This is a genomic window from Pseudomonas sp. 2957 (assembly GCF_031456345.1).
In the GTDB taxonomy this organism is placed as follows: domain Bacteria; phylum Pseudomonadota; class Gammaproteobacteria; order Pseudomonadales; family Pseudomonadaceae; genus Aquipseudomonas; species Aquipseudomonas siliginis.
The window spans coordinates 253,727-272,135 of the sequence record NZ_JAVDUL010000002.1; the positions used below are offsets into that span (position 1 = coordinate 253,727).

Below are 18,409 nucleotides of genomic sequence, written 5' to 3' on the forward strand. Positions count from 1 at the left end.
GGCAGGCAATCAAAGGATCGAACAATCAGAAAATCAGCACGTAGCTCTTGCGCACGGTTTCCTGGATATCCCAGATCCCGAGCGTGTTGGCTGGCAACATCAGTGCGTCGCCGCCTTGTATGTGCAGGGTTTCGCCACCACCGTCGGGGGTGAAGGTGCAGCGCCCGGAAATGAAATGGCAGAACTCCTGCGCGGTGATCTGCCGCCGCCAGCGGCCCGGGGTGCATTCCCAGACGCCGGTTTCAACGCCGTCATCGCGCTCGACGCTGGTGGTCGAGGCAATTGCGACGGGCTCGCCGAGGGGCACGGCGACCGGGTTGGACTCCTCGAGTTCGAGCGCGGCGGTGTTCTTGAATTGGGTGATGCTCATGACGTGACCTGTTTATTGAGGGAAACGGCGTTCAGTGCATGAAACCTTCCATGAACCCGGCGACTTGGCTGGCGAGCTTGCGCCGCCAGGGCGCAGTCGCCGGATTGGCCAGCGTCTGGTCTTCATGCACGAAACTTTTGATGATCGCGTTGTAGCCGAGCCAGCGGCATGGCTCTGGCTCCCAGGCACGCAGCGCGTGAATGCCACCGTCGGGCAGGACCCACGGTTGTTGGGTCAGCTCGCTGTCGCGCTCGAGAATCAGATCGGCCAGGGTGCGCCCGCCAAGGTTGCTGGCGCCGACGCCCTCGCCGCCGTAACCGCCCGATAGCGCGATGCCGTTGGCGCGGTCGCAAAGCATGTGCGGCTTGAAATGGCGCGACATGCCGAGGTTGCCGCCCCAGGCGTGGGTGATCTGCACATTTTTCAGCTGCGGGAACAGTTCGCCGAACAGATAGCGGCGCAACTCGACTTCATCGCGAGTGAGGTTGAAGTCATGGCGTAGCTTGCCGGCGAACTGATAACCGCCACGGGCGCCGAAAATCAGGCGGTTGTCGGCACTGCGCTGGCCATAGGTGACCTGACGGCTGAATTCACTGAAGGCCTGGCCGCGATTGAGGCCGATTTCGTCCCAGGTCGCAGCGGACAGCGGCTCGGTGGCGACAATCAGACTTTGCACCGGCAACTGATAGCGACCAAGCGGCGGCAACGTCACCGAATAGCCTTCTACGGCCGGGACGATCCAACGGCTGCGCACGCTGGCCTTGGCAGTGCGCAAACTGCCGGATTGCCAGTGGGTAACCGGGCTGTTTTCGTAGATTTTCACGCCCATGTTCTGCACGGTACGCGCCAGGCCACGGACCAGTTTCGCTGGGTGAATGGTCGCGACATGGGGGGCGAAGATGCCGCCGTAGGGCTTGGCCACGCGGATCTGCTGGGCCAGTTGCTCAGGGCTCAGCCAGCGGTAATCGTCGTCAGTCAGGCCTTGGGCATGCAGCTTGCTCAGGTAATCGCGCAGCACGGTTTCCTGCTCTGGGTAGCGCGCCGCACAATAAAGCACCCCGCCCTTGCGGTAATCGCAGTCGATGCCTTCGCGTTCAACGACGATCTCCACTTCATCGGGGATGCTGTGCAGGAGATCAAACGAAGCCCTGCGCTGCTGCGGCGATAAGCCTGCGAGCAAGCGATCCTCACCCAGCAAGTTACCCATCAGCCAGCCGCCATTGCGTCCGGACGCACCGAACCCGGCGGTTTGCGCCTCGATGATGGCGATATCCAGGCCGGGCGCCTGTTTTTTCAGGTAGTACGCCGTCCACAGTCCGGTGTAACCGGCGCCGATGATCGCCACGTCGACATCCAGATCCCGCTCAAGCGCAGGGCGCGCCAGCAGCGGCTCATCGAGCTGATCCATCCACAAACTGATCGTGCGCCACGCCGACATGCCAGACTCCGCCACTGAAAACCTTCGATGGCGTAGATCCTAGTGGCTGCCTTCAGTGGATGTCTTGCGCGCGTGCCCGCAGAGAAATTTGTTTGGCGTAGGCCTTGGGCGACTGGCCGGTGTGCTCGCGAAAGCATTTGTAAAACGCCGACAGCGAATTGAAACCGGCGGCAAACGCCAGCTCGTCAACGCGCAATGGCGGTGCGGCGCTGTCCAGTGCACGCAGCAAATGCTGCAGGCGCGCCTGGTTGACGTAGCGATAAAAGCTTTGCCCGAGTACCTGATTGAGCAGATAGGAAATCTGATTGCGGCTGTACCCGCACTCCTTCGCCACCCTTTGCAGGTCAAGCTCAGGGTCCAGATAAGGCTGCTGCTTCTCGAAATACTGCTGCAGGTCTTCGGCCATGAAGCTCAGTTGGCGCGGTGACAGACCGAGACGACTGACCGCCGGACGGCTCGGTGCCGAACTGCCGTTGGTTTGGGTACGCACCAGCGAGGCGTATTCATTGACGCGCCATATCAGGCCGTCCTTGACCGTGATCGCTTCGCTGGAACGAAACGACACCAGGCCATCGCCGCCACGCAAGGTCACCTCGTACTGAATGAACGCGGTGTTGCCATCCACCCGGATGCGGTCGCAATGCTCGAGCAGTTCGTCGGATTCTCGCGGCATGCTCACGCGCACGTAGTCGCGTAACTCATCCAGTCTGAGTACGCGATTCTGAAAGAAATCGCTGTACTGGATATCGGCGTGATAAAGCGCCATGACGCTGTCCAGATCCCGGTGTTTCCAGCTCAGGTGATAGCGCATGACCGTGGCGGCCGTGGCCTGGGTCTGTTCTGGGCCGTCGTCATCGGCGTGCATAAGCGGCTCGGCAAAAAAGAACCGAGCTTGCCCAACTTCCTCTGCCGCTTCAATGGAAAATCCATGGTGGCATTTTGGCGATAATCGATGAGCCAGTGACTTACATCAAAAAATGCGAATCAATCGCTAAACGGACTGAAAAAACTCACAGTTTTTTCACACACGGATGCTACTTTTAAAGCTCAAGCACTGGTTGAGCCAATGAAGGCTCTTCCCACCTAACATGAGCAAAAGGAAGCGCTCGATGAAGCAGGCGGGCAACACCATGAATAAAGGGTTCAGCAAAGTCACCTTTCCAAATGCTTGCCAGCTGATGCGCTGGCATTTTCATCCCATGGGTTTCGAGGCGACGATGGATGCGCCGGGCAGCCTGATCGCCCGTCTGTTTGATCGTGCCAGCGGCGAAACCATGATCGCCATCGCTGGCATTCCCTGCGCAACGGTGATGAACGCGGCGGACGTCGAGCGCATCATCGAGGCCATCGAAGATGAGCTGGAAGCTTTCACTCCTCCGGAATCTCTCAAGAACTACGCATAACCGCCTGATTTAAAACAAAAAGCCCGCAGCGATGCGGGCTTTTTTATTGATCAGGCGCTGGCCTTCTCGGTTCGATGATCGACGAAGAACGGCTTGCCCTTGGCAACTCGATCCGATGCCCTCGGCATGTTTACCGCTTGGGTTTCCTGCGGTTCGACGTACCAGTAGCAATGGCTGACGGCGCGCGTGATACCAACGTAGGCAAGGCGCAGGATTTCGTCTTTTTGCGCATTGTCGTACGGCTCGCTATCGCCACTTTTGCCCAATCCCGCCATGCGATACACCTGGTTCTTGTACGGAGAACTGGTCAGATGCTGGCAATCACCCAGCAGGAATACCGCATCAGCCTGCAAGCCTTTGGCGCTGTGATAGGTCAGCTGTTTCAGCCGCCGCGCGTCATAGGGCAAGCTCGAATCCACATTAAGTACAGGCTGAATATGCTGCTCAATCAATAACTTATCGCTGCTTTTTCGATAAAGCATCAGGATTGAATCACCCCGCCGGTAATGCTCGGCCAGACGCTGCCCCAGCGCTTCATCGTCACGCTCAAGCACGTTGACCGGGTGAAGCGGCTTGGGCTCACCACTGGCCTTGGCCTTCTTGCCTGCGATCGCCGGCGCTGCACGGACAATGTGTTCAGCGGCGTCGATGATGTGCTGGTGGCTGCGGTAGTTGTCACTGAGCATGACCCGCGTGGTGCTCGGCGACGGAAATTCCTTGTTGAACTCCATGAAGTAACTCGGAGAACTGCCGCGCCAGCCGTAAATCGACTGCCAGTCATCACCGACGCACAATAGCGACGACCGCTGCGCCCCTCGCCCAACGTGCATGGCCGGGCCACGGCTGCGGATTTCATTGAGGCTGGCGCGAATCCACGAAACGATCTGCGGCGATACGTCCTGGAACTCATCGATCATCAAATGCGCCATAGGCCGCAGCAACTCATCGCTGAGCAGCTTGAGGTTTTCCGGCGAGTGCTCGCTGAACAACGCGAACATGCGGTTGTAGGTCATCACTGGCGGTTTCTGATCCAGCAGATGATCTTCAAATGCGCGCCAGAACAGGCTCAGGGCTTCAAAGAAAAAGCGATCGGGATCGTCCTTGGCGAAGCTCATCCGACTGACCGCGTCCGGCACATCCAGGCCGAGGTTTTCGATAAAGCCTGCTGCGGCGACAAAACAATCCAGCAATGGCGCGGATGCCAGCTCGCCTTTGACCTTGTAATCAAAGCCGGGACCGGCGCTGGCATCTCCGGCCAACGTCGCAAGAACGCGCCTGGATGACTCGTAACTATCCAGCCATATCAATGGCTTACGGCAGAAAGCTTGAAACAGAGTGCGCTTGACCGCCCACTCTGCACGGACACTCAGCTTGGCGTTGGGTCGAGTCAGCTGGGCGTTTTCCTTGGGATCAAAGCCGAGCACCACCCAGGCATCGAGGCTGGGAATATAGCCGTGAGCGTGGAACTTCGAGCCATTGATTTCGAAGGCCTGCCGATTCGGCTCGATGCCTTTAATGGGCCACGCCCCTGCACGAAACCATAAATCTTCAATCACATCGCAGAGCTCTTCATCGCGCTTGGCCGCCAGTTCGGTGACCGCCATGCGTTTCTGCACATCGGGGTGGTCGCGTTCCAGTTCCTTTAATTGCAAACCCGCGCGGGACAGCGGCTGGATCAATTGGCGGAAACGCTCATCCTCGTTGAACAAGCGGTGGTAGCAGGCATTGAGTTGCTGCCGTTGCGCGTCGTTGATCCGCAGGTCAAACGGATTGCTGTCGACCTCCTCTGCGCCACTTTGCGGGCGATCGCTGAGGTTCTCGAAGGCCTGCAAGCGCTCGAAACCCGGCAGGCTGCGCACCATCGGCAGGATGCGCGAGTGGAAGGTTCGCACCAGTTCGCGCGCCTGCTTGAGGTTCAGCGGCTGCCCCCACAACGTGAATATTTCGATGAGCTTGTTAATGAAGTCCTTGCGCGATTCACGGGTGAAGGTCACCACAGTCATCGAATCCAGCTCAAAACCCAGATAATGGCTGAGCAACAGTATGCGCAGCACCAGCGTGGTCGACTTGCCGGCGCCCGCACCGGCGACCACCGAGGTGGACGGCGTATCGCTGAAGATCATTTTCCATTGCGCGGCGCTGGGCTGGGCGTGGGCCGGGAGCAAACGAGCGACGTCAGCCTTGATGCGTTTTTTCAATTCGGCGGTGAGCGGCAGGCGCCAGTCATCGAACAGGTGGTTATCGACACTGGGCGGCCGATGCTCGGTGTTGCGGCTGTCGCGAATCAGCAGCACCTGACGGCCCTCTTCCAGCCCCTCGAGCTTGCCTTCCTTGAAGCCGTACTCGACGCCGGCTGTGTGGCCACTGCGAAATCCGTCGGCTTGCCCGTGCAGCCACGATGCCCGGTGCTGGGCGCGCAATTTTGTCAGACCGTGACCAAAGAATCGCGCAGCCAGACGCTTGAACCAGGGCATCTCGGCCAGTGGACGAAGTTCAGGGGGAAGATCGGGGGTGTGTTGCGCCACGCTGACGGACTCCAGGGTGTGAGGCTGTGGCGGCTATGGTGTCTGGATTTGCTGATGAGTTCTAGCGAAATGCTTACAGGTCATCGGTTTAGGCGACGAATTGAAAGTCGGATGAGACGATTTCGAGGCACATTCTCATCAAATAAACTGATCATGATGCGGCAGTTTTTGCGCTTTTTATCGATGATTGCCTGATAGATGATCGTCGTCATCAACCACGGGGCCCGCCCCCTGACGAACCTAATTTAAGGAGACGATCATGCTTGAACTCAGACCCTTCAGCTCGCTGGGCGGCGCCCATCATGGCTGGCTGGACGCGCATCACCACTTTTCGTTTGCCGAATACTACGATCCGCAGCGGATGAGCTGGGGAAACTTGCGCGTGTGGAACGACGACATCATCGCCGCAGGCACCGGTTTCCCGCAGCATCCGCACCGCGACATGGAAATCATCACTTACGTGCGTGAAGGTGCCATCACGCACCAAGATAATCTGGGCAACCAGGGCCGCACCGAAGCCGGTGATGTACAAGTGATGAGTGCCGGCACCGGCATCGCCCACAGCGAGTACAACCTAGAAGACAAGGAAACCAAGATCTTCCAGATCTGGATTCTGCCGACCGAAACCGGTGCGCCGCCGTCGTGGGGCGCCAAGCCGTTTCCCAAAGGCGAGCGCGAAGGTTTTGTCACCTTGGCCAGCGGCAAGGACGGCGACGATGAGAGCCTGCACATTCGCGCCAATGCGCGCCTGGTGGCGGCGAACATCAAGGCCGGTGAAACCGCCGAATACCGGCTAGACGAAGGGCGTCGCGCCTATCTGGTTCCGGCCACTGGCGTGATCGAGGTCAATGGCTTGCGTGCCCAAGCGCGTGACGGTGTGGCGGTGGCCCATGAGCAAGTGCTGACGGTCACGGCAATCGAAGACAGCGAGATCGTACTGGTCGACCTGGCTTGATCTGCAGGCAATAAAAAAGGGCAACCCTCATGGTTGCCCTTTTTCATGTGCGCATTATTTGCTGGAAATGGCGCCATCTACCAAAGTTTGCGCCTCGGCCACCAGTTGCTTGAGGTGGTCGTCGCCGAGGAAGCTTTCGGCGTAGATCTTGTAGATGTCTTCAGTGCCCGAAGGGCGCGCGGCGAACCAGCCGTTTTCGGTCATGACTTTCAGACCACCAATGGCCTGATCGTTGCCCGGTGCATGGCTGAGGATGCTCTGGATCTTCTCGCCTGCCAGCTCGGTCGAGGTGACCTGCTCCGGCGCCAGCTTGCTCAGCAGTGCCTTCTGCTCAGGGTTGGCCTTGGCGTCGACGCGTACCGAGAACGGTTCGCCCAGTTCGTCGGTCAGCGCGCGGTAGGCCTGGCTTGGATCGCGCCCGGTGCGCGCCGTCATTTCAGCGGCGAGCAAGGCAGGAATCAGACCGTCCTTGTCGGTGCTCCATACGCCGCCATCCTTGCGCAGGAACGAAGCGCCAGCACTCTCTTCACCGCCAAAACCCAGCGAACCATCGAACAGGCCATCGGCGAACCATTTGAAACCGACCGGCACTTCGTACAGGCGACGGCCCAGGCGCTTGGCCACGCGGTCGATCAGGCCGCTGCTGACCACGGTTTTGCCCACGGCGGCATCAGCGCGCCATTGCGGACGGTTCTGGAACAGGTAGTCGATGGATACCGCCAGATAGTTGTTCGGCGCGAGCAAACCACCGGACGGCGTGACGATGCCGTGGCGGTCGTGATCCGGGTCGCAGGCAAACGCCACGTCGAAACGCTCTTTCAGGCCGATCAGGCCCTGCATTGCGTGGCTGGACGACGGATCCATACGGATTTGGCCGTCCCAGTCGACGGTCATGAAACGGAACGTTGAATCGACCTGTTTATTCACCACTTCCAGGTCGAGACGATAGTGTTCGGCAATGGCCGACCAGTAGCGCACCCCTGCTCCGCCCAGCGGATCGACACCCAGACGCAGCTTGGCGTCGCGGATGGCATCGAAGTCGATGACGTTGATCAGGTCGGCGACATAAGTGTTCAAGTAATCGTGGCGATGGGTCGTGCTGGCCTTGAGCGCCTGCTCGTAGCTGATGCGTTTAACCCCGGCCAGTTTGTTCGCCAGCAGCTCGTTGGCCTTGGCTTCGATCCACTTGGTGATGTGGGTATCGGCCGGGCCACCGTTGGTTGGGTTGTATTTGTAGCCACCGCTTTGTGGCGGGTTGTGCGACGGCGTGATGACGATACCGTCCGCCAGGCCAGAGGTACGGCCGCGGTTGTAGCAGAGAATGGCGTGGGAAACTGCCGGGGTCGGGGTGTACTCATCGCCTTCGGCGATCATCACGGTGACGCCGTTGGCGGCGAGGACTTCCAGTGCGCTGGCGCCGGCCGGGGTCGACAATGCATGGGTGTCGATGCCGACGAACAGCGGGCCGGTGATGCCCTGGGCTTCGCGATACAGGCAGATCGCCTGGCTGATGGCCAGAACGTGCCATTCGTTGAAACTTAAATCGAACGAACTGCCGCGGTGGCCGGACGTGCCGAACGCCACTCGCTGGGTAGAAATCGATGCATCAGGCTGGCCGGTGTAATAGGCCGTAACCAGTCGCGGGATGTCGACCAACAGTTCTGCCGGTGCCGGTTTACCCGCAAAAGGACTGAGTGTCATGCAAAAACCTCTGAAATCGGAGTGGTTCAGGAAATGCAGCGCAGTTTACTGGCAGTTTGACCACTGTGCGACGGGATGTATCCGAAACTCGCCCGATGTTTTTTAACGTTATTGGCCGGGCGACAGGCGCAAGGCATCGCCGAGCAAGCCGATGACACTCGGCAAATCCCGCTCGCCATGGTTCAGCGCGCTCAAACGCAGATGATCCGCATGCAAGCCCTGCAGACTGAACAGCTCGCCCGGTGCGACGATGATCTGTTGCTTGAGCAGGCGGTGAAAGACGCTTGCCATGTCGACCGGGCGTAACGAACGTACCCACACCGTCGCCCCGCCCGGCGGCTCGCCAATCTGCAGGGTATCGCCCAGGCGTTCGCGCAGTGTCTGGATCAACACGGCTCGCCGCTCACCCAGCATCCGCCGCAACACGGATAAATGCTGATCAAGCCGTCCGCCATTCAACAGCCGCGCAATTGCCTTCTGGCGAATGGGCGACAAGCGAAACGCCCGCAGCAGAAAATGGCGCTGCAATTCCTCGCGCCAGTGACGCGACAAGACAAAGCCGAATGGTGCTTCGGCGCCGATGAATTTCTCGAAAGTGGAAAACACCAGCAGACGATCAGGATCGAGCCAACTGCGCAAACGCTGCGAATCATTGCGCTCGTCAAGCTCGCTGTAGCAGTCGTTTTCCAGTACCCAGACGCCATGATGATTGAGCAACTGCGCCGTGGCCTGCTGACACTCGCGAGTGAAACCGTTGCCTTGGGGCATGCTCAGCACGGAAGACAGCAGGATCAAACGAACCGGCTCGTTCTTCAGCAGTGATTCGAGTGACGACAGATCGAGCACGCCTCGGGCAAGCAATGGCCACTCGATCACGCGCACCCCGCACGACTCAAGCAGGCGCAGGATGACCCAGTCGCACGGTGATTCGACAATCACGGTGGCCTGACGCAATCCAAGCACCGAAATCAGAATCTCCAGGACGCCACGCAGATCAGCGCCGATATAAATGTCATCGGCATGCCAGAAGTGCTCTGTCGAGCTGGTATACCGCGCCGCCAGCGCAACCCGCAGTTCCAGTTCACCGCAAGGCTGCACGAATGTCTGCAACTGACGCGGGTATTGACGCAAAAGCTCACGTTCCGAGGTCAGCAACGGACTGTCCAACGGTTGCAGCGAGGCCGGTTCGTCAGCACTCAACACACACATCCCGGGACGCCTGGCGTTGACGTACACGGTCTCCAGCAGGTCATTGCCGTTGCCGGGTGCATCCATGCTGAACTGCGCTTGCGCGTAATACCCTGACTTGGCGATCGAATAGACCCGGCCTTCCTTTTCCAGAAGCGAATAGGCGTATTGCACCGTTGAGATGGAGACATTCAGCCGGTCCGCCAGTTGTCGCAAGGAAGGCATGCGTACCGCCGCACCACCCCCGGCAGCATCAATCAACGTTGTCAGATATCGATAAACTGCCTGATAAACAAAGTCGTTGTCCCGCGCGCCCTTCACACCCTCATTTCCGTAGATATTGGTTCACAATCCAGGCTCTGGCTCACCGTCAGCGTTCCGTCGACCGCTCGAACGGCGCAGCCGAACGCGCCTCGTCCGAACCCGAACTCTCCGAGGAGAATTGCGCAGGTGCATCAATCTGCACAGGACCCATTGCATACAGGCGGTTCAACAGCCTGACTGGCAAGCCGCTGACTTCCGTCAGCCACTTCATCACCTGCTCAGGTGCGTGCAGACCCTGCATGGCGCGGTGCAGGTCCGGCATGGCGACCAGCATGCCGGGATGACAATTGCGCAGGAAGCGTTCGAGACCTTTGCCGTTGTCGATGAACGGCGCAAACAGCAGGCACGCCAACTGCGTTTCGGTCAATCCGAAACCATTGCTGAGGTAATCCTCGGCAAGCATCCGCAGTTGTTCTGGCCCGCCGGCGTTGTCGTAGCTGGCCAGCAAGTGCTCGCAGACGGTTTCGGCAACCTGCTTTCGCCGCATGTCGGCCAGCGTGTGCCGGACGTAATCGTCGATGCCCGCCTCATAGGCGCGCCCCTCGATGAACCGTGCGTACAAACCTCGCACATGTGCCGAGATCAAAGGATCAGCAAACACCGCTTCGCCCTGGTACAGCGCCAGATCATCAGGTTCATAACCGAGAAACTCGCCCAACAGCGGCCAGCGATCCTCGAGCTTGCCGACCATCATGTCATTGATGTCGATAAAACTGGTGCGCCGGCAGGCTTCGAATTCGCCTTCCGGCCGCCACACGGTCCGGTCATCATCGGCACGCAGTTCCCGATAAAAGTCATCACCGAGCTCGTCGAGCAGAGGAAAAAGCGTTTCGAATCCGGCATTGACCAGGCCTGGAGCCGGTATTGCCACTCGCTGCATCGCGCGGTTCAGGCCTTCGAGGAAATGCTGCTGACTGCCTTTGGTTTCGGTGCTGATCATGGCGTCGACGCCGTTGTTCCAGCGCGCGATCTGGCTGTAGTACTCGGCCGTCGCCAGGTAGGCGTCATCCCATAATTCAGGTGTTTCCAGCCAGGTGCGACAGTGCCCCACCAGCAGCAGACTGACCCGGCTGGCCTCGCGCCCTTCATTGCTGACAGGCGTGCGATGGTCGAACGGCAGGACCTCGCGGTTATCCACCATCAGCACCTCGACCCGCGGATCGTCATAAAGGAATAGCGCGCTGTAGCTGCGATGCAGGTTTTGCAGGGCGAGCGGGCTGTCGCCATTCCAGCGCAGGGAAGCCACGCGCAGCTGAAAGGTCGCCGGAGCACGGCCGGCAATGGTCAACTGAGCGGCCCGGAGCAAGGCCAGGGTATAGCAGCCGTCCCGCAGGCCGGACTGAGGCACCAGCACCTTGAATTGCCCAATGTTTTCCATGCCGCCAGCGGCCACCACCAAGCGCTGTATCAGCAATTGCAATGCCGTGCGCTCGGCTCGGGAAAAGAAACTCAGCAAACGCTGCAATACTTGCTGATAGACATAGTTCATTGCCTGATCATGGATCGTGCTCATCGGTATTTACCCGGTATCAAAAGTTTCATGCCGCGCAGACATGACAGTAGGCGCGCGGCAATTGGATCAATAAGTAATAGACGCTGAAATGCTAACACTTACAAAGTTGTAGTTATTTGAAACACTTCACCTGAACAAAGCCTTCCAGATGCCAGGCTGGACGCTCAACCACCCGTATTCATTGGCCCTTCGTCACTCAACAATGTTCTGAGGAAACTTCCCACAACGTCCCACGCCAAATCATTACAAGAAAAAGAGAAGCAACTTCCGAATCGCCCTACAGCAATTAAACAGAAATTGACGAAGCCAGCTGAGCCAGCCATTTGATATTGCCTCGGACAAATTGAATGCACAGCCATAGCTCATTCCTTGAGATGAAAGTAATCATTCAATTATCAGTGCTTATAGTGTGATTAGAAGATACAGATGAACGGCAAAAACCAGTTCAGTTGCTGAAAAGGCCAATGCTTCGATATCGGGGAGGGTTTACTGACAGCGGAGGGTATAAACAGAAAAGAGTCCGTGGGGGCCACGGACTCTGATGGGTGGATTTACGCGGTTTCCACTTGCAGGGCCACTCGCTCGCGGCATGGGCATTCGTCCATGTAGCGATGCGCTTCGACGAACTCGTTGAACGGGAATACACGAGTCTTGAGCGGCAAAAGCACGCGGTCAGCGGTCAACTGGTTGATGTCACGCAAAGCACGCTGCAGAGCGACGTGGTCCTGGACAATGCCCAGCTCCGGCTTGCCGGTGAAGTTGCCGATGCAGTGCACAAAGAACTGAATGTTCTTCTGAAACGCTGCACACGCCGGGAACGGGGTCTGGTTACCACCTTGCAGCCCGTACAGCACCAGACTGCCGCGTGGCGCCAGCACATCGCCGAGCAACGACATCTGCGGGCCGCCAAGACCATCGAACACCACATCGACGCCGCGGTTGTCGGTGATCTTGTTGATACGCATCAACAGATCTTCCTCTTCGGTGACGATGACCTTCTCCGCACCGAGGGACAGCAGGTACTCCCGCTCCTCCGCCGATTTGGTCGCGGCGATCACTCGCACACCCAGCGCCTTGCCCAATTGCACAAACGACGGGCCGGCGCAGTGGCTGGCGTCAGTCACCAGCGCAAATTGACCCGGTTTGACCCGCGCCAGATCGGCATAAGCGAAGTAGGCGATCAGCAGCGGCGTGTAATGCACGCTCGCTTCGATCGGGCTGAGCACATCGGGATAACGGGTCAGCGCGGTGCGCGGCAGGACGATCGACTCGCCGTAAACCGGATAGTCGTTCGGGCTTTCCGCAGGAAAACTGGCCACTTTGTCGCCGACGGACAGGTCTTCGACATCAGCGCCCACCGCAGTGACCACGCCAGCCATTTCATGACCGAGGCCCGAAGGCAGACGTGCCTGGGACGACGCCAGATTCTGGCGCCACAGGGTGTCGTACCAACTGATGCCGATTGCCTCGACACGCACCTGCACTTCGCCAGGACCTGGCTGAGCAGCCGCATGCTCTTCGCATTTGAGCACCTCGGCCGGACCAAACTTGTGAAAACGGATCGTGCGGGACATCGCAAACCTCGTCAAAGTAACCTCTAATGCCATGAACTCTATCTGGGCTTTGGACCCAAGACCATCAGTGGCTATTAATAGTCGACATGCCTGTCATTGATTCCGCATCAAGGGCGGCATTGGCAAAATCCATGAAAAAAGGCCTGCCACCGTCGCAGTAAAGCTGAATTTTCCGGTGCAGAGTACCAGCCTTTCCCCGTAAGATTCATGCCGGCCATTGTTCTCATATGGCCGCCCTCGTCAAGTTTGATGACTCTGCCAGGACTCCAGATGAATCGTAATGACCTGCGTCGTGTCGACCTGAACCTGCTGATCGTGTTCGAAACATTGATGCACGAACGCAGTGTGACTCGGGCCGCGGAAAAATTGTTCCTCGGCCAACCGGCTATCAGTGCGGCGCTGTCGCGTCTGCGCAGCCTGTTTGACGATCCCTTGTTTGTCCGCACCGGCCGCAGCATGGAACCTTCCGCCCGCGCGGTGGAAATCTTCGCCCTGCTCTCGCCTGCCCTTGATTCGATCTCGACCGCCGTCAGTCGTGCCGCCGATTTTGATCCGGCGACCAGCACCTCGGTGTTTCGCATCGGTTTGTCCGACGACGTCGAATTCGCGCTGCTGCCCATGCTGCTCAAGCGTCTGCGCGCCGAAGCACCGGGCATTGTCCTCGTGGTACGGCGGGTCAATTACATCTTGATGCCGGGCCTGCTGGCCTCCGGCGAGATTTCGATTGGCGTCAGCTACACCACCGACCTACCGGCCAACGCCAAGCGCAAGGTCCTGCGCCGCAGCGCACCGAAGCTGCTGCGCGCCGACACCGTGCCGGGGCCGCTGAGCCTGGACGACTACTGCGCCCGACCGCATGCACTGGTGTCGTTCGCTGGCGACCTCAGTGGTTTCGTCGATGAAGAACTGGAGAAACTCGGACGCAAACGGCACGTGGTGCTGGCGGTACCGCAGTTCAACGGACTGGGCACGCTGCTGGCGGGCACCGATATCGTCGCGACCGTGCCGGATTACACGGCGGACGCACTGACCGCAGCTGGAGGGCTTCGTGCTGAAGATCCGCCACTGCCGACGCGTACGTTTGAACTGCACATGGCCTGGCGTGGGTCGCAGGATAACGACCCGGGAGAGCGGTGGTTGAGGTCGCGGATTCAGATGTTTTTTGGAGATCCGGATAGTCTTTAGGAACTACTTGCCACCCGTCACATCCAGAAAAGTCCCGGTGACAAACGAAGCCTCCGCGCTGGCCAGCCACAAAATGGCCCGCGCCACCTCTTCCGGCTGACCGCCCCGGCCCATCGGGATCGACTCCTTCACGCGATCCACCCGCCCCGGTTCGCCGCCGCTGGCGTGCATATCGGTATAGATGTGCCCCGGGCGAATGCAGTTGACCCGAATTCCCTCGCGCGCAACTTCCTTGGCAAAGCCGATGGTGAAAGTTTCCAGCGCGCCTTTCGATGCTGCGTAGTCGACGTATTCATTCGGGCTACCCAGGCGCGCCGAGGCAGAAGAAACGTTGATCACTGCGCCACCTGTGCCGCCGTGCCGGTAAGCCATGCGTTTTACCGCCTGCTGCGCGCACAGGATCGGTCCCAGCGCATTGACCGCGAAGATGCGCTGCATGCGTTCGAATCTCAGGTCCTCCATGCGTGACTGTTTCGCCAGCACGCCAGCGTTATTCACAAGAACATCGATACGCCCGAATGAGCGATCGAGGGCCGAGAACAGTTCAGCAACCTGCTCGGGGTCAGCACTGTCAGCACGCACCGCGAGGCCTCTGCGCCCCAATGCTTCGATATCCGCCACCACCGCCAGCGCGGCAGACTCGTTGGCAACGTAGCTGATGGCAACGTCATAGCCTTGCGCGGCGGCGAGTCGGGCGGTGGCGGCGCCGACTCCGCGACTGCCGCCGGTGATCAGAATCAGCGGTGCTTGCGAAAGGTTATTCATGCGACGTTTTCCCGAGCAGTTGGGCTGTGTCAGCCGATGATGATGGCGCCGCTGGCGATGACCACGCAGGCCAGCATCCTGCGGACGGTGAGCTTTTCACCGAGGAACAAATAGCCGAGCAATGCCGCGAACAACACGCTGGTTTCGCGCAAGGCTGACACCGCGCCCAGTGGCGCTTCGTTCATCGCGTAGATAACGATTGCGTAGGCCAGCAACGAGACCAGTCCGCCGACCGCAGCGGTCAGCATGCCGGGCCGTACGGAAAACAGACTGCGGGCGTCGCGCAGGCCGATATACACCAATGGCATCAACACACCCCACAGGGCGCTCATCCACACCGTGTACGCGAGCGGCGCACCGGAAAGCCTGGCGCCAATGCCATCGACGACGCTGTAGGCGGCGATGAAACAACCGGTGCCCAGCGCATACGGCAGGCTCGGCACCGACAGGCTGCGCCCTCGGAACGCCAACGAAATGATCCCCCCGGACACCAGACCAATGCCGAGCAGTTCGCCGGGGGTTATGGTTTCGCCGGCAAACAGCGCGGCGCCGAGGGTGATCAGCGCCGGCGACGACCCACGGGAAATCGGATAGATCTGCCCTAGATCGCCGACCCGATAGCTGCGCACCAGAAACAGGTTGTAGCCGACATGCAGCAGTGCCGAGAGCAGCGCATACCCCCAGCTCTCAGGTGCAGGCGCGGCCATGAAAAAGGCGGCGATGACGCAGACGATGGCGATGGCAACGCACATTATTGTCATCGACCAGAGTCGATCGGCGCCGCCGCGCAGCAACGCGTTCCAGCTGGCGTGCAGGAGCGCGGCGAACAGAACGAGGAGTACGAGATGGATTGGCATGCGGCATTCTAAGCATCCCTGGCATCGGCCTTACAGTGAAGTCTCCTCATTACACCGTGAGCAATTGCTCATACTTCAGCGCTGTGCGCTCTGCACCTTCAGCGCTTCACTGAGTAACCATTGACGAAATCTGAGGATGTGCGGCTGGGCCTCGATGCCTTTGGGGCAGACGAAATAATAAGCAAGCGGCGAAGTGAACGGCACATCGAACAGCCTCACCAGACGGCCGTCGGCAATTTCATTTTCGACATGGCCGCTGCGCACCAATGCAACGCCCTGGCCGAGCAACGCAGCTTCCACCGTCATGTTGGTATCACCAAACCTGACGCCTTCGCGCAGCGGTAAAAACTCCAGCCCGACGGACTGAAACCACACCTCCCATTTCGGCGCCAACTCGGCGCCGTCGCGAATGAGTAACGGCATCTGCAGCAACTCGGCGGGACTGCCCGGCCTGCCGACGCGCTGCAGCAGTTCGGGGCTGGCCACGGGAAAAACCTGTTCGCCGAACAGGAACTCTGAATACAGACCGGGGTAATTGCCCTTGCCCAAGCGGATTGCGACATCGGCTTCGCCATTGGCGAAGTGGATGATCTTGTCCGTGGTATCCAGCGACACCAACAGTTCCGGGTGCAGGCGCGACAGATTCGGCAAGCGTGGCAGCAGCCACTTCAACGCGAACGAATAGGTGGTGCTGACAGTCAGGCGAACCCTGTCCTTTTGCTCGCGCAGATCCTCCAGCGTTGCTTCAAGGCTGATGAAAAACTCGCGCACGATCGGCGCCAGCGTCGCCCCCGCTGTTGTAAGGCGTAACGCCTTGCCGCGCTCGAACAATTGCAAGCCCCAAAGTTCTTCGAGGTGCCGGAGCTGGTGACTGACGGCGCTCTGGGTCACGTGCAGTTCTTGAGCGGCAGCGGTGAACGTCGGGTGCCGGGTGGCCACTTCGAAAGCCCGCAGGGTCGCGGTCGGGGGCAGGTCGCGCATAAAAATGATCCGGGGACGATAAATGTCAGAGCATGAGGTTGCGCTCATGTTAGAGCGAAACTCCCTTGGTTGCCCGTTCCGCGATATTGGCGTATTGCTCCGGCAAGTGGGCGAGGTGCTGGTAACAGCGAGGTATTTAATCGCCGGATAATCCTCCGCGCGCAGCGTCGGTCGCAATCATTGCAGATCAAGCAACACAGAATTGCCTTCAGGCCGATTGTTAGCCTCCTAACGAAAGGTGCATGCTAGAGGGCTGCCTCGGCGCTTATATCATTCCGAATGATAGTTACCTTTGCTTCATTCGATTCGTGCCATCACACCCGCGCCGAGCATCATCCGCCCATCTTCAATACTTCGGCGGATTGCATCCATGGAACAATCACTCAAACATTTGCGCTTCCCGTTGGCCATGCTGGCCGTACTGGTGATGAGCGCCTGCGGCAAAACTCCGGAGACTGCCGGCGCCCCCCCCGCTGCCAAAGTCAGCGTAGCCAAGGTGCTGGAACAACCGGTCAACGAGTGGGACGAATTTACCGGGCGCCTCGAAGCGCCGGAAACCGTTGAAATCCGCCCACGGGTATCGGGCCAGATCGATCAGGTCGCGTTCACCGAAGGCGCGCTGGTCAAGAAAGGCGACCTGCTGTTCCAGATCGACCCGCGTCCGTTCCAGGCCGAGGTACGCCGACTCGAAGCTCTGGTTGCTCAAGCCCGCGCCACCGCCACTCGCAGCGAAAACGAAGCCGCTCGCGGTGAACGTCTGCGTACCAGCAACGCCATTTCCGCTGAACTGGCCGACTCGCGCACCAGCGCTGCCCAAGAGGCCCGCGCCGCCGTCGGTGCTCTGCAGGCACAATTGGACCTGGCCAAACTGAATCTGAGCTTCACCCGCGTGACCGCACCGATCAGCGGCCGCGTCAGCCGCGCCGAAATCACTGCCGGCAACCTGGTGACCGCCGACACCACCGCACTGACCAGCGTCGTCTCCACCGACAAGGTCTACGCCTATTTCGACGCCGACGAACGCGTATTCCTCAAATACACCCAACTGGCCCGCAACGGCCAGCGTGGCGCCACTACGCCGGTGTACATGGGCCTGTCCAACGAAGACGGCAACCCGCACCTCGGCCAGATGAACTTCGTCGACAACCAGGTCAATCCGAAAACCGGCACCATCCGTGGTCGCGCAGTCTTCGACAACGCTGACGGCACCTATACCCCGGGCCTGTACGCACGGCTGAAACTGGTCGGCAGCGGCACCTACAACGCCATGCTGATCAATGACGAAGCCGTGGGCACTGACCTGGGCAAGAAGTTCGTGCTGGTGATGGATGGCGACAACAAGACCGCCTACCGCGCCGTAGAACTCGGTCCGAAGATTGAAGGCCTGCGCATCGTCCGCAACGGTCTGAACAAGGACGACACCATCATCGTCAAGGGCTTGCAACGGGTTCGTCCTGGCTCACCGGTCACCCCTGAGGTGATTCCGATGGCCAGCGAGCAGACCCTCGCCGCCCTCGCTCAACAACGTCAAGCGCTGGAAGCCAGCAACCTGCCCAAAGTTGCCCCTTCCAAGGGTGCATCGGGTTCGGCTGCGAAGCTGGCTGCTACGACCCCACGCGGTTAAGGGACG

General features: G+C 59.5%; 15 protein-coding genes. 4 read left to right on the forward strand and 11 right to left on the reverse strand.

The annotated features are described in order from the left end of the window. Nucleotides 1-25: 25 nt before the first annotated feature. From J2Y39_RS06775 to J2Y39_RS06785, 3 genes are read right to left on the reverse strand one after another with little or no spacing between them, the layout of a single operon-like run. On the reverse strand, nt 26-370 hold the full coding sequence (locus J2Y39_RS06775; RefSeq protein ID WP_252867673.1) for a cupin domain-containing protein: 345 nt from the start codon (nt 368-370) through the stop codon (nt 26-28). A 31-nt stretch (nt 371-401) separates the two neighbouring features. After that, nucleotides 402-1,808: an FAD-binding oxidoreductase gene (locus J2Y39_RS06780; RefSeq protein ID WP_252884278.1), complete on the reverse strand. Its 1,407-nt coding sequence runs from the start codon at nt 1,806-1,808 to the stop codon at nt 402-404. Nucleotides 1,809-1,860: 52 nt separating this feature from the next. After that, nucleotides 1,861-2,673 (reverse strand): nuclear transport factor 2 family protein, encoded by an 813-nt coding sequence (locus J2Y39_RS06785; RefSeq protein WP_310216177.1) that lies wholly within the window; start codon nt 2,671-2,673, stop codon nt 1,861-1,863. 265 nt (nt 2,674-2,938) lie between these two features. Here J2Y39_RS06785 and J2Y39_RS06790 point away from each other — a divergent pair, with 265 nt between their 5' ends. Then, a complete protein-coding gene (locus tag J2Y39_RS06790) occupies nt 2,939-3,211 on the forward strand; it encodes a DUF1652 domain-containing protein (RefSeq protein WP_041480416.1) in 273 nt (90 codons plus the stop codon). Between the two features lie 50 nt (nt 3,212-3,261). Here the strand turns inward: J2Y39_RS06790 and J2Y39_RS06795 are convergent, their stop codons facing one another. Further along, on the reverse strand, nt 3,262-5,736 hold the full coding sequence (locus tag J2Y39_RS06795; RefSeq protein WP_310216180.1) for a UvrD-helicase domain-containing protein: 2,475 nt from the start codon (nt 5,734-5,736) through the stop codon (nt 3,262-3,264). Nucleotides 5,737-5,995: 259 nt separating this feature from the next. On the opposite strand from J2Y39_RS06795, the gene J2Y39_RS06800 reads away from it, so the two are divergent. Then, the gene (locus tag J2Y39_RS06800; protein ID WP_305380849.1) at nt 5,996-6,691 is read left to right on the forward strand and encodes a pirin family protein; all 696 of its coding nucleotides are present in this window, start codon (nt 5,996-5,998) and stop codon (nt 6,689-6,691) included. 54 nt (nt 6,692-6,745) lie between these two features. Here J2Y39_RS06800 and pgm read toward each other — a convergent pair whose 3' ends face one another. From pgm to J2Y39_RS06820, 4 genes are all read right to left on the reverse strand, one after another. Next, entirely contained in the window at nt 6,746-8,392 is a 1,647-nt protein-coding gene (gene pgm / locus J2Y39_RS06805) for a phosphoglucomutase (alpha-D-glucose-1,6-bisphosphate-dependent) (RefSeq protein WP_095180093.1), read from the reverse strand. Between the two features lie 108 nt (nt 8,393-8,500). Next, nucleotides 8,501-9,901, reverse strand: a complete 1,401-nt coding sequence (locus tag J2Y39_RS06810) for a PLP-dependent aminotransferase family protein (protein WP_310216184.1) — start codon at nt 9,899-9,901, stop codon at nt 8,501-8,503. A 49-nt stretch (nt 9,902-9,950) separates the two neighbouring features. Beyond that, nucleotides 9,951-11,417, reverse strand: a complete 1,467-nt coding sequence (locus J2Y39_RS06815; protein WP_236169046.1) for a hypothetical protein — start codon at nt 11,415-11,417, stop codon at nt 9,951-9,953. Nucleotides 11,418-11,968: 551 nt separating this feature from the next. Then, entirely contained in the window at nt 11,969-12,991 is a 1,023-nt protein-coding gene (locus J2Y39_RS06820; protein WP_095180096.1) for a zinc-dependent alcohol dehydrogenase family protein, read from the reverse strand. Between the two features lie 270 nt (nt 12,992-13,261). On the opposite strand from J2Y39_RS06820, the gene J2Y39_RS06825 reads away from it, so the two are divergent. Continuing rightward, a complete protein-coding gene (locus tag J2Y39_RS06825) occupies nt 13,262-14,176 on the forward strand; it encodes a LysR family transcriptional regulator (protein ID WP_225926638.1) in 915 nt (304 codons plus the stop codon). A 3-nt stretch (nt 14,177-14,179) separates the two neighbouring features. Here the strand turns inward: J2Y39_RS06825 and J2Y39_RS06830 are convergent, their stop codons facing one another. The 3 genes from J2Y39_RS06830 to gcvA form a co-directional block, all read right to left on the reverse strand. Further along, nucleotides 14,180-14,941 (reverse strand): SDR family oxidoreductase, encoded by a 762-nt coding sequence (locus J2Y39_RS06830; RefSeq protein ID WP_310216189.1) that lies wholly within the window; start codon nt 14,939-14,941, stop codon nt 14,180-14,182. Nucleotides 14,942-14,970: 29 nt separating this feature from the next. Next, the gene (locus J2Y39_RS06835) at nt 14,971-15,798 is read right to left on the reverse strand and encodes a DMT family transporter (protein ID WP_310216192.1); all 828 of its coding nucleotides are present in this window, start codon (nt 15,796-15,798) and stop codon (nt 14,971-14,973) included. Nucleotides 15,799-15,873: 75 nt separating this feature from the next. Next, on the reverse strand, nt 15,874-16,779 hold the full coding sequence (gcvA, locus tag J2Y39_RS06840) for a transcriptional regulator GcvA (protein WP_076562754.1): 906 nt from the start codon (nt 16,777-16,779) through the stop codon (nt 15,874-15,876). Between the two features lie 370 nt (nt 16,780-17,149). Here gcvA and mexE point away from each other — a divergent pair, with 370 nt between their 5' ends. After that, nucleotides 17,150-18,403 (forward strand): multidrug efflux RND transporter periplasmic adaptor subunit MexE, encoded by a 1,254-nt coding sequence (gene mexE / locus J2Y39_RS06845; protein WP_095180098.1) that lies wholly within the window; start codon nt 17,150-17,152, stop codon nt 18,401-18,403. The last annotated feature ends 6 nt before the right edge of the window (nt 18,404-18,409 follow it).

What these genes read in the sequence shown, in the direction of transcription:
- J2Y39_RS06775 (WP_252867673.1), bottom strand. Translation starts at nt 370, where the DNA reads ATGAGCATCACCCAATTCAAGAACACCGCCGCGCTCGAACTCGAGGAG.
- J2Y39_RS06780 (WP_252884278.1), bottom strand. Translation starts at nt 1,808, where the DNA reads ATGTCGGCGTGGCGCACGATCAGTTTGTGGATGGATCAGCTCGATGAG.
- J2Y39_RS06785 (WP_310216177.1), bottom strand. Translation starts at nt 2,673, where the DNA reads ATGCACGCCGATGACGACGGCCCAGAACAGACCCAGGCCACGGCCGCC.
- J2Y39_RS06790 (WP_041480416.1), top strand. Translation starts at nt 2,939, where the DNA reads ATGAATAAAGGGTTCAGCAAAGTCACCTTTCCAAATGCTTGCCAGCTG.
- J2Y39_RS06800 (WP_305380849.1), top strand. Translation starts at nt 5,996, where the DNA reads ATGCTTGAACTCAGACCCTTCAGCTCGCTGGGCGGCGCCCATCATGGC.
- pgm (WP_095180093.1), bottom strand. Translation starts at nt 8,392, where the DNA reads ATGACACTCAGTCCTTTTGCGGGTAAACCGGCACCGGCAGAACTGTTG.
- J2Y39_RS06815 (WP_236169046.1), bottom strand. Translation starts at nt 11,417, where the DNA reads ATGAGCACGATCCATGATCAGGCAATGAACTATGTCTATCAGCAAGTA.
- J2Y39_RS06820 (WP_095180096.1), bottom strand. Translation starts at nt 12,991, where the DNA reads ATGTCCCGCACGATCCGTTTTCACAAGTTTGGTCCGGCCGAGGTGCTC.
- J2Y39_RS06825 (WP_225926638.1), top strand. Translation starts at nt 13,262, where the DNA reads ATGAATCGTAATGACCTGCGTCGTGTCGACCTGAACCTGCTGATCGTG.
- J2Y39_RS06830 (WP_310216189.1), bottom strand. Translation starts at nt 14,941, where the DNA reads ATGAATAACCTTTCGCAAGCACCGCTGATTCTGATCACCGGCGGCAGT.
- J2Y39_RS06835 (WP_310216192.1), bottom strand. Translation starts at nt 15,798, where the DNA reads ATGCCAATCCATCTCGTACTCCTCGTTCTGTTCGCCGCGCTCCTGCAC.
- gcvA (WP_076562754.1), bottom strand. Translation starts at nt 16,779, where the DNA reads ATGCGCGACCTGCCCCCGACCGCGACCCTGCGGGCTTTCGAAGTGGCC.
- mexE (WP_095180098.1), top strand. Translation starts at nt 17,150, where the DNA reads ATGGAACAATCACTCAAACATTTGCGCTTCCCGTTGGCCATGCTGGCC.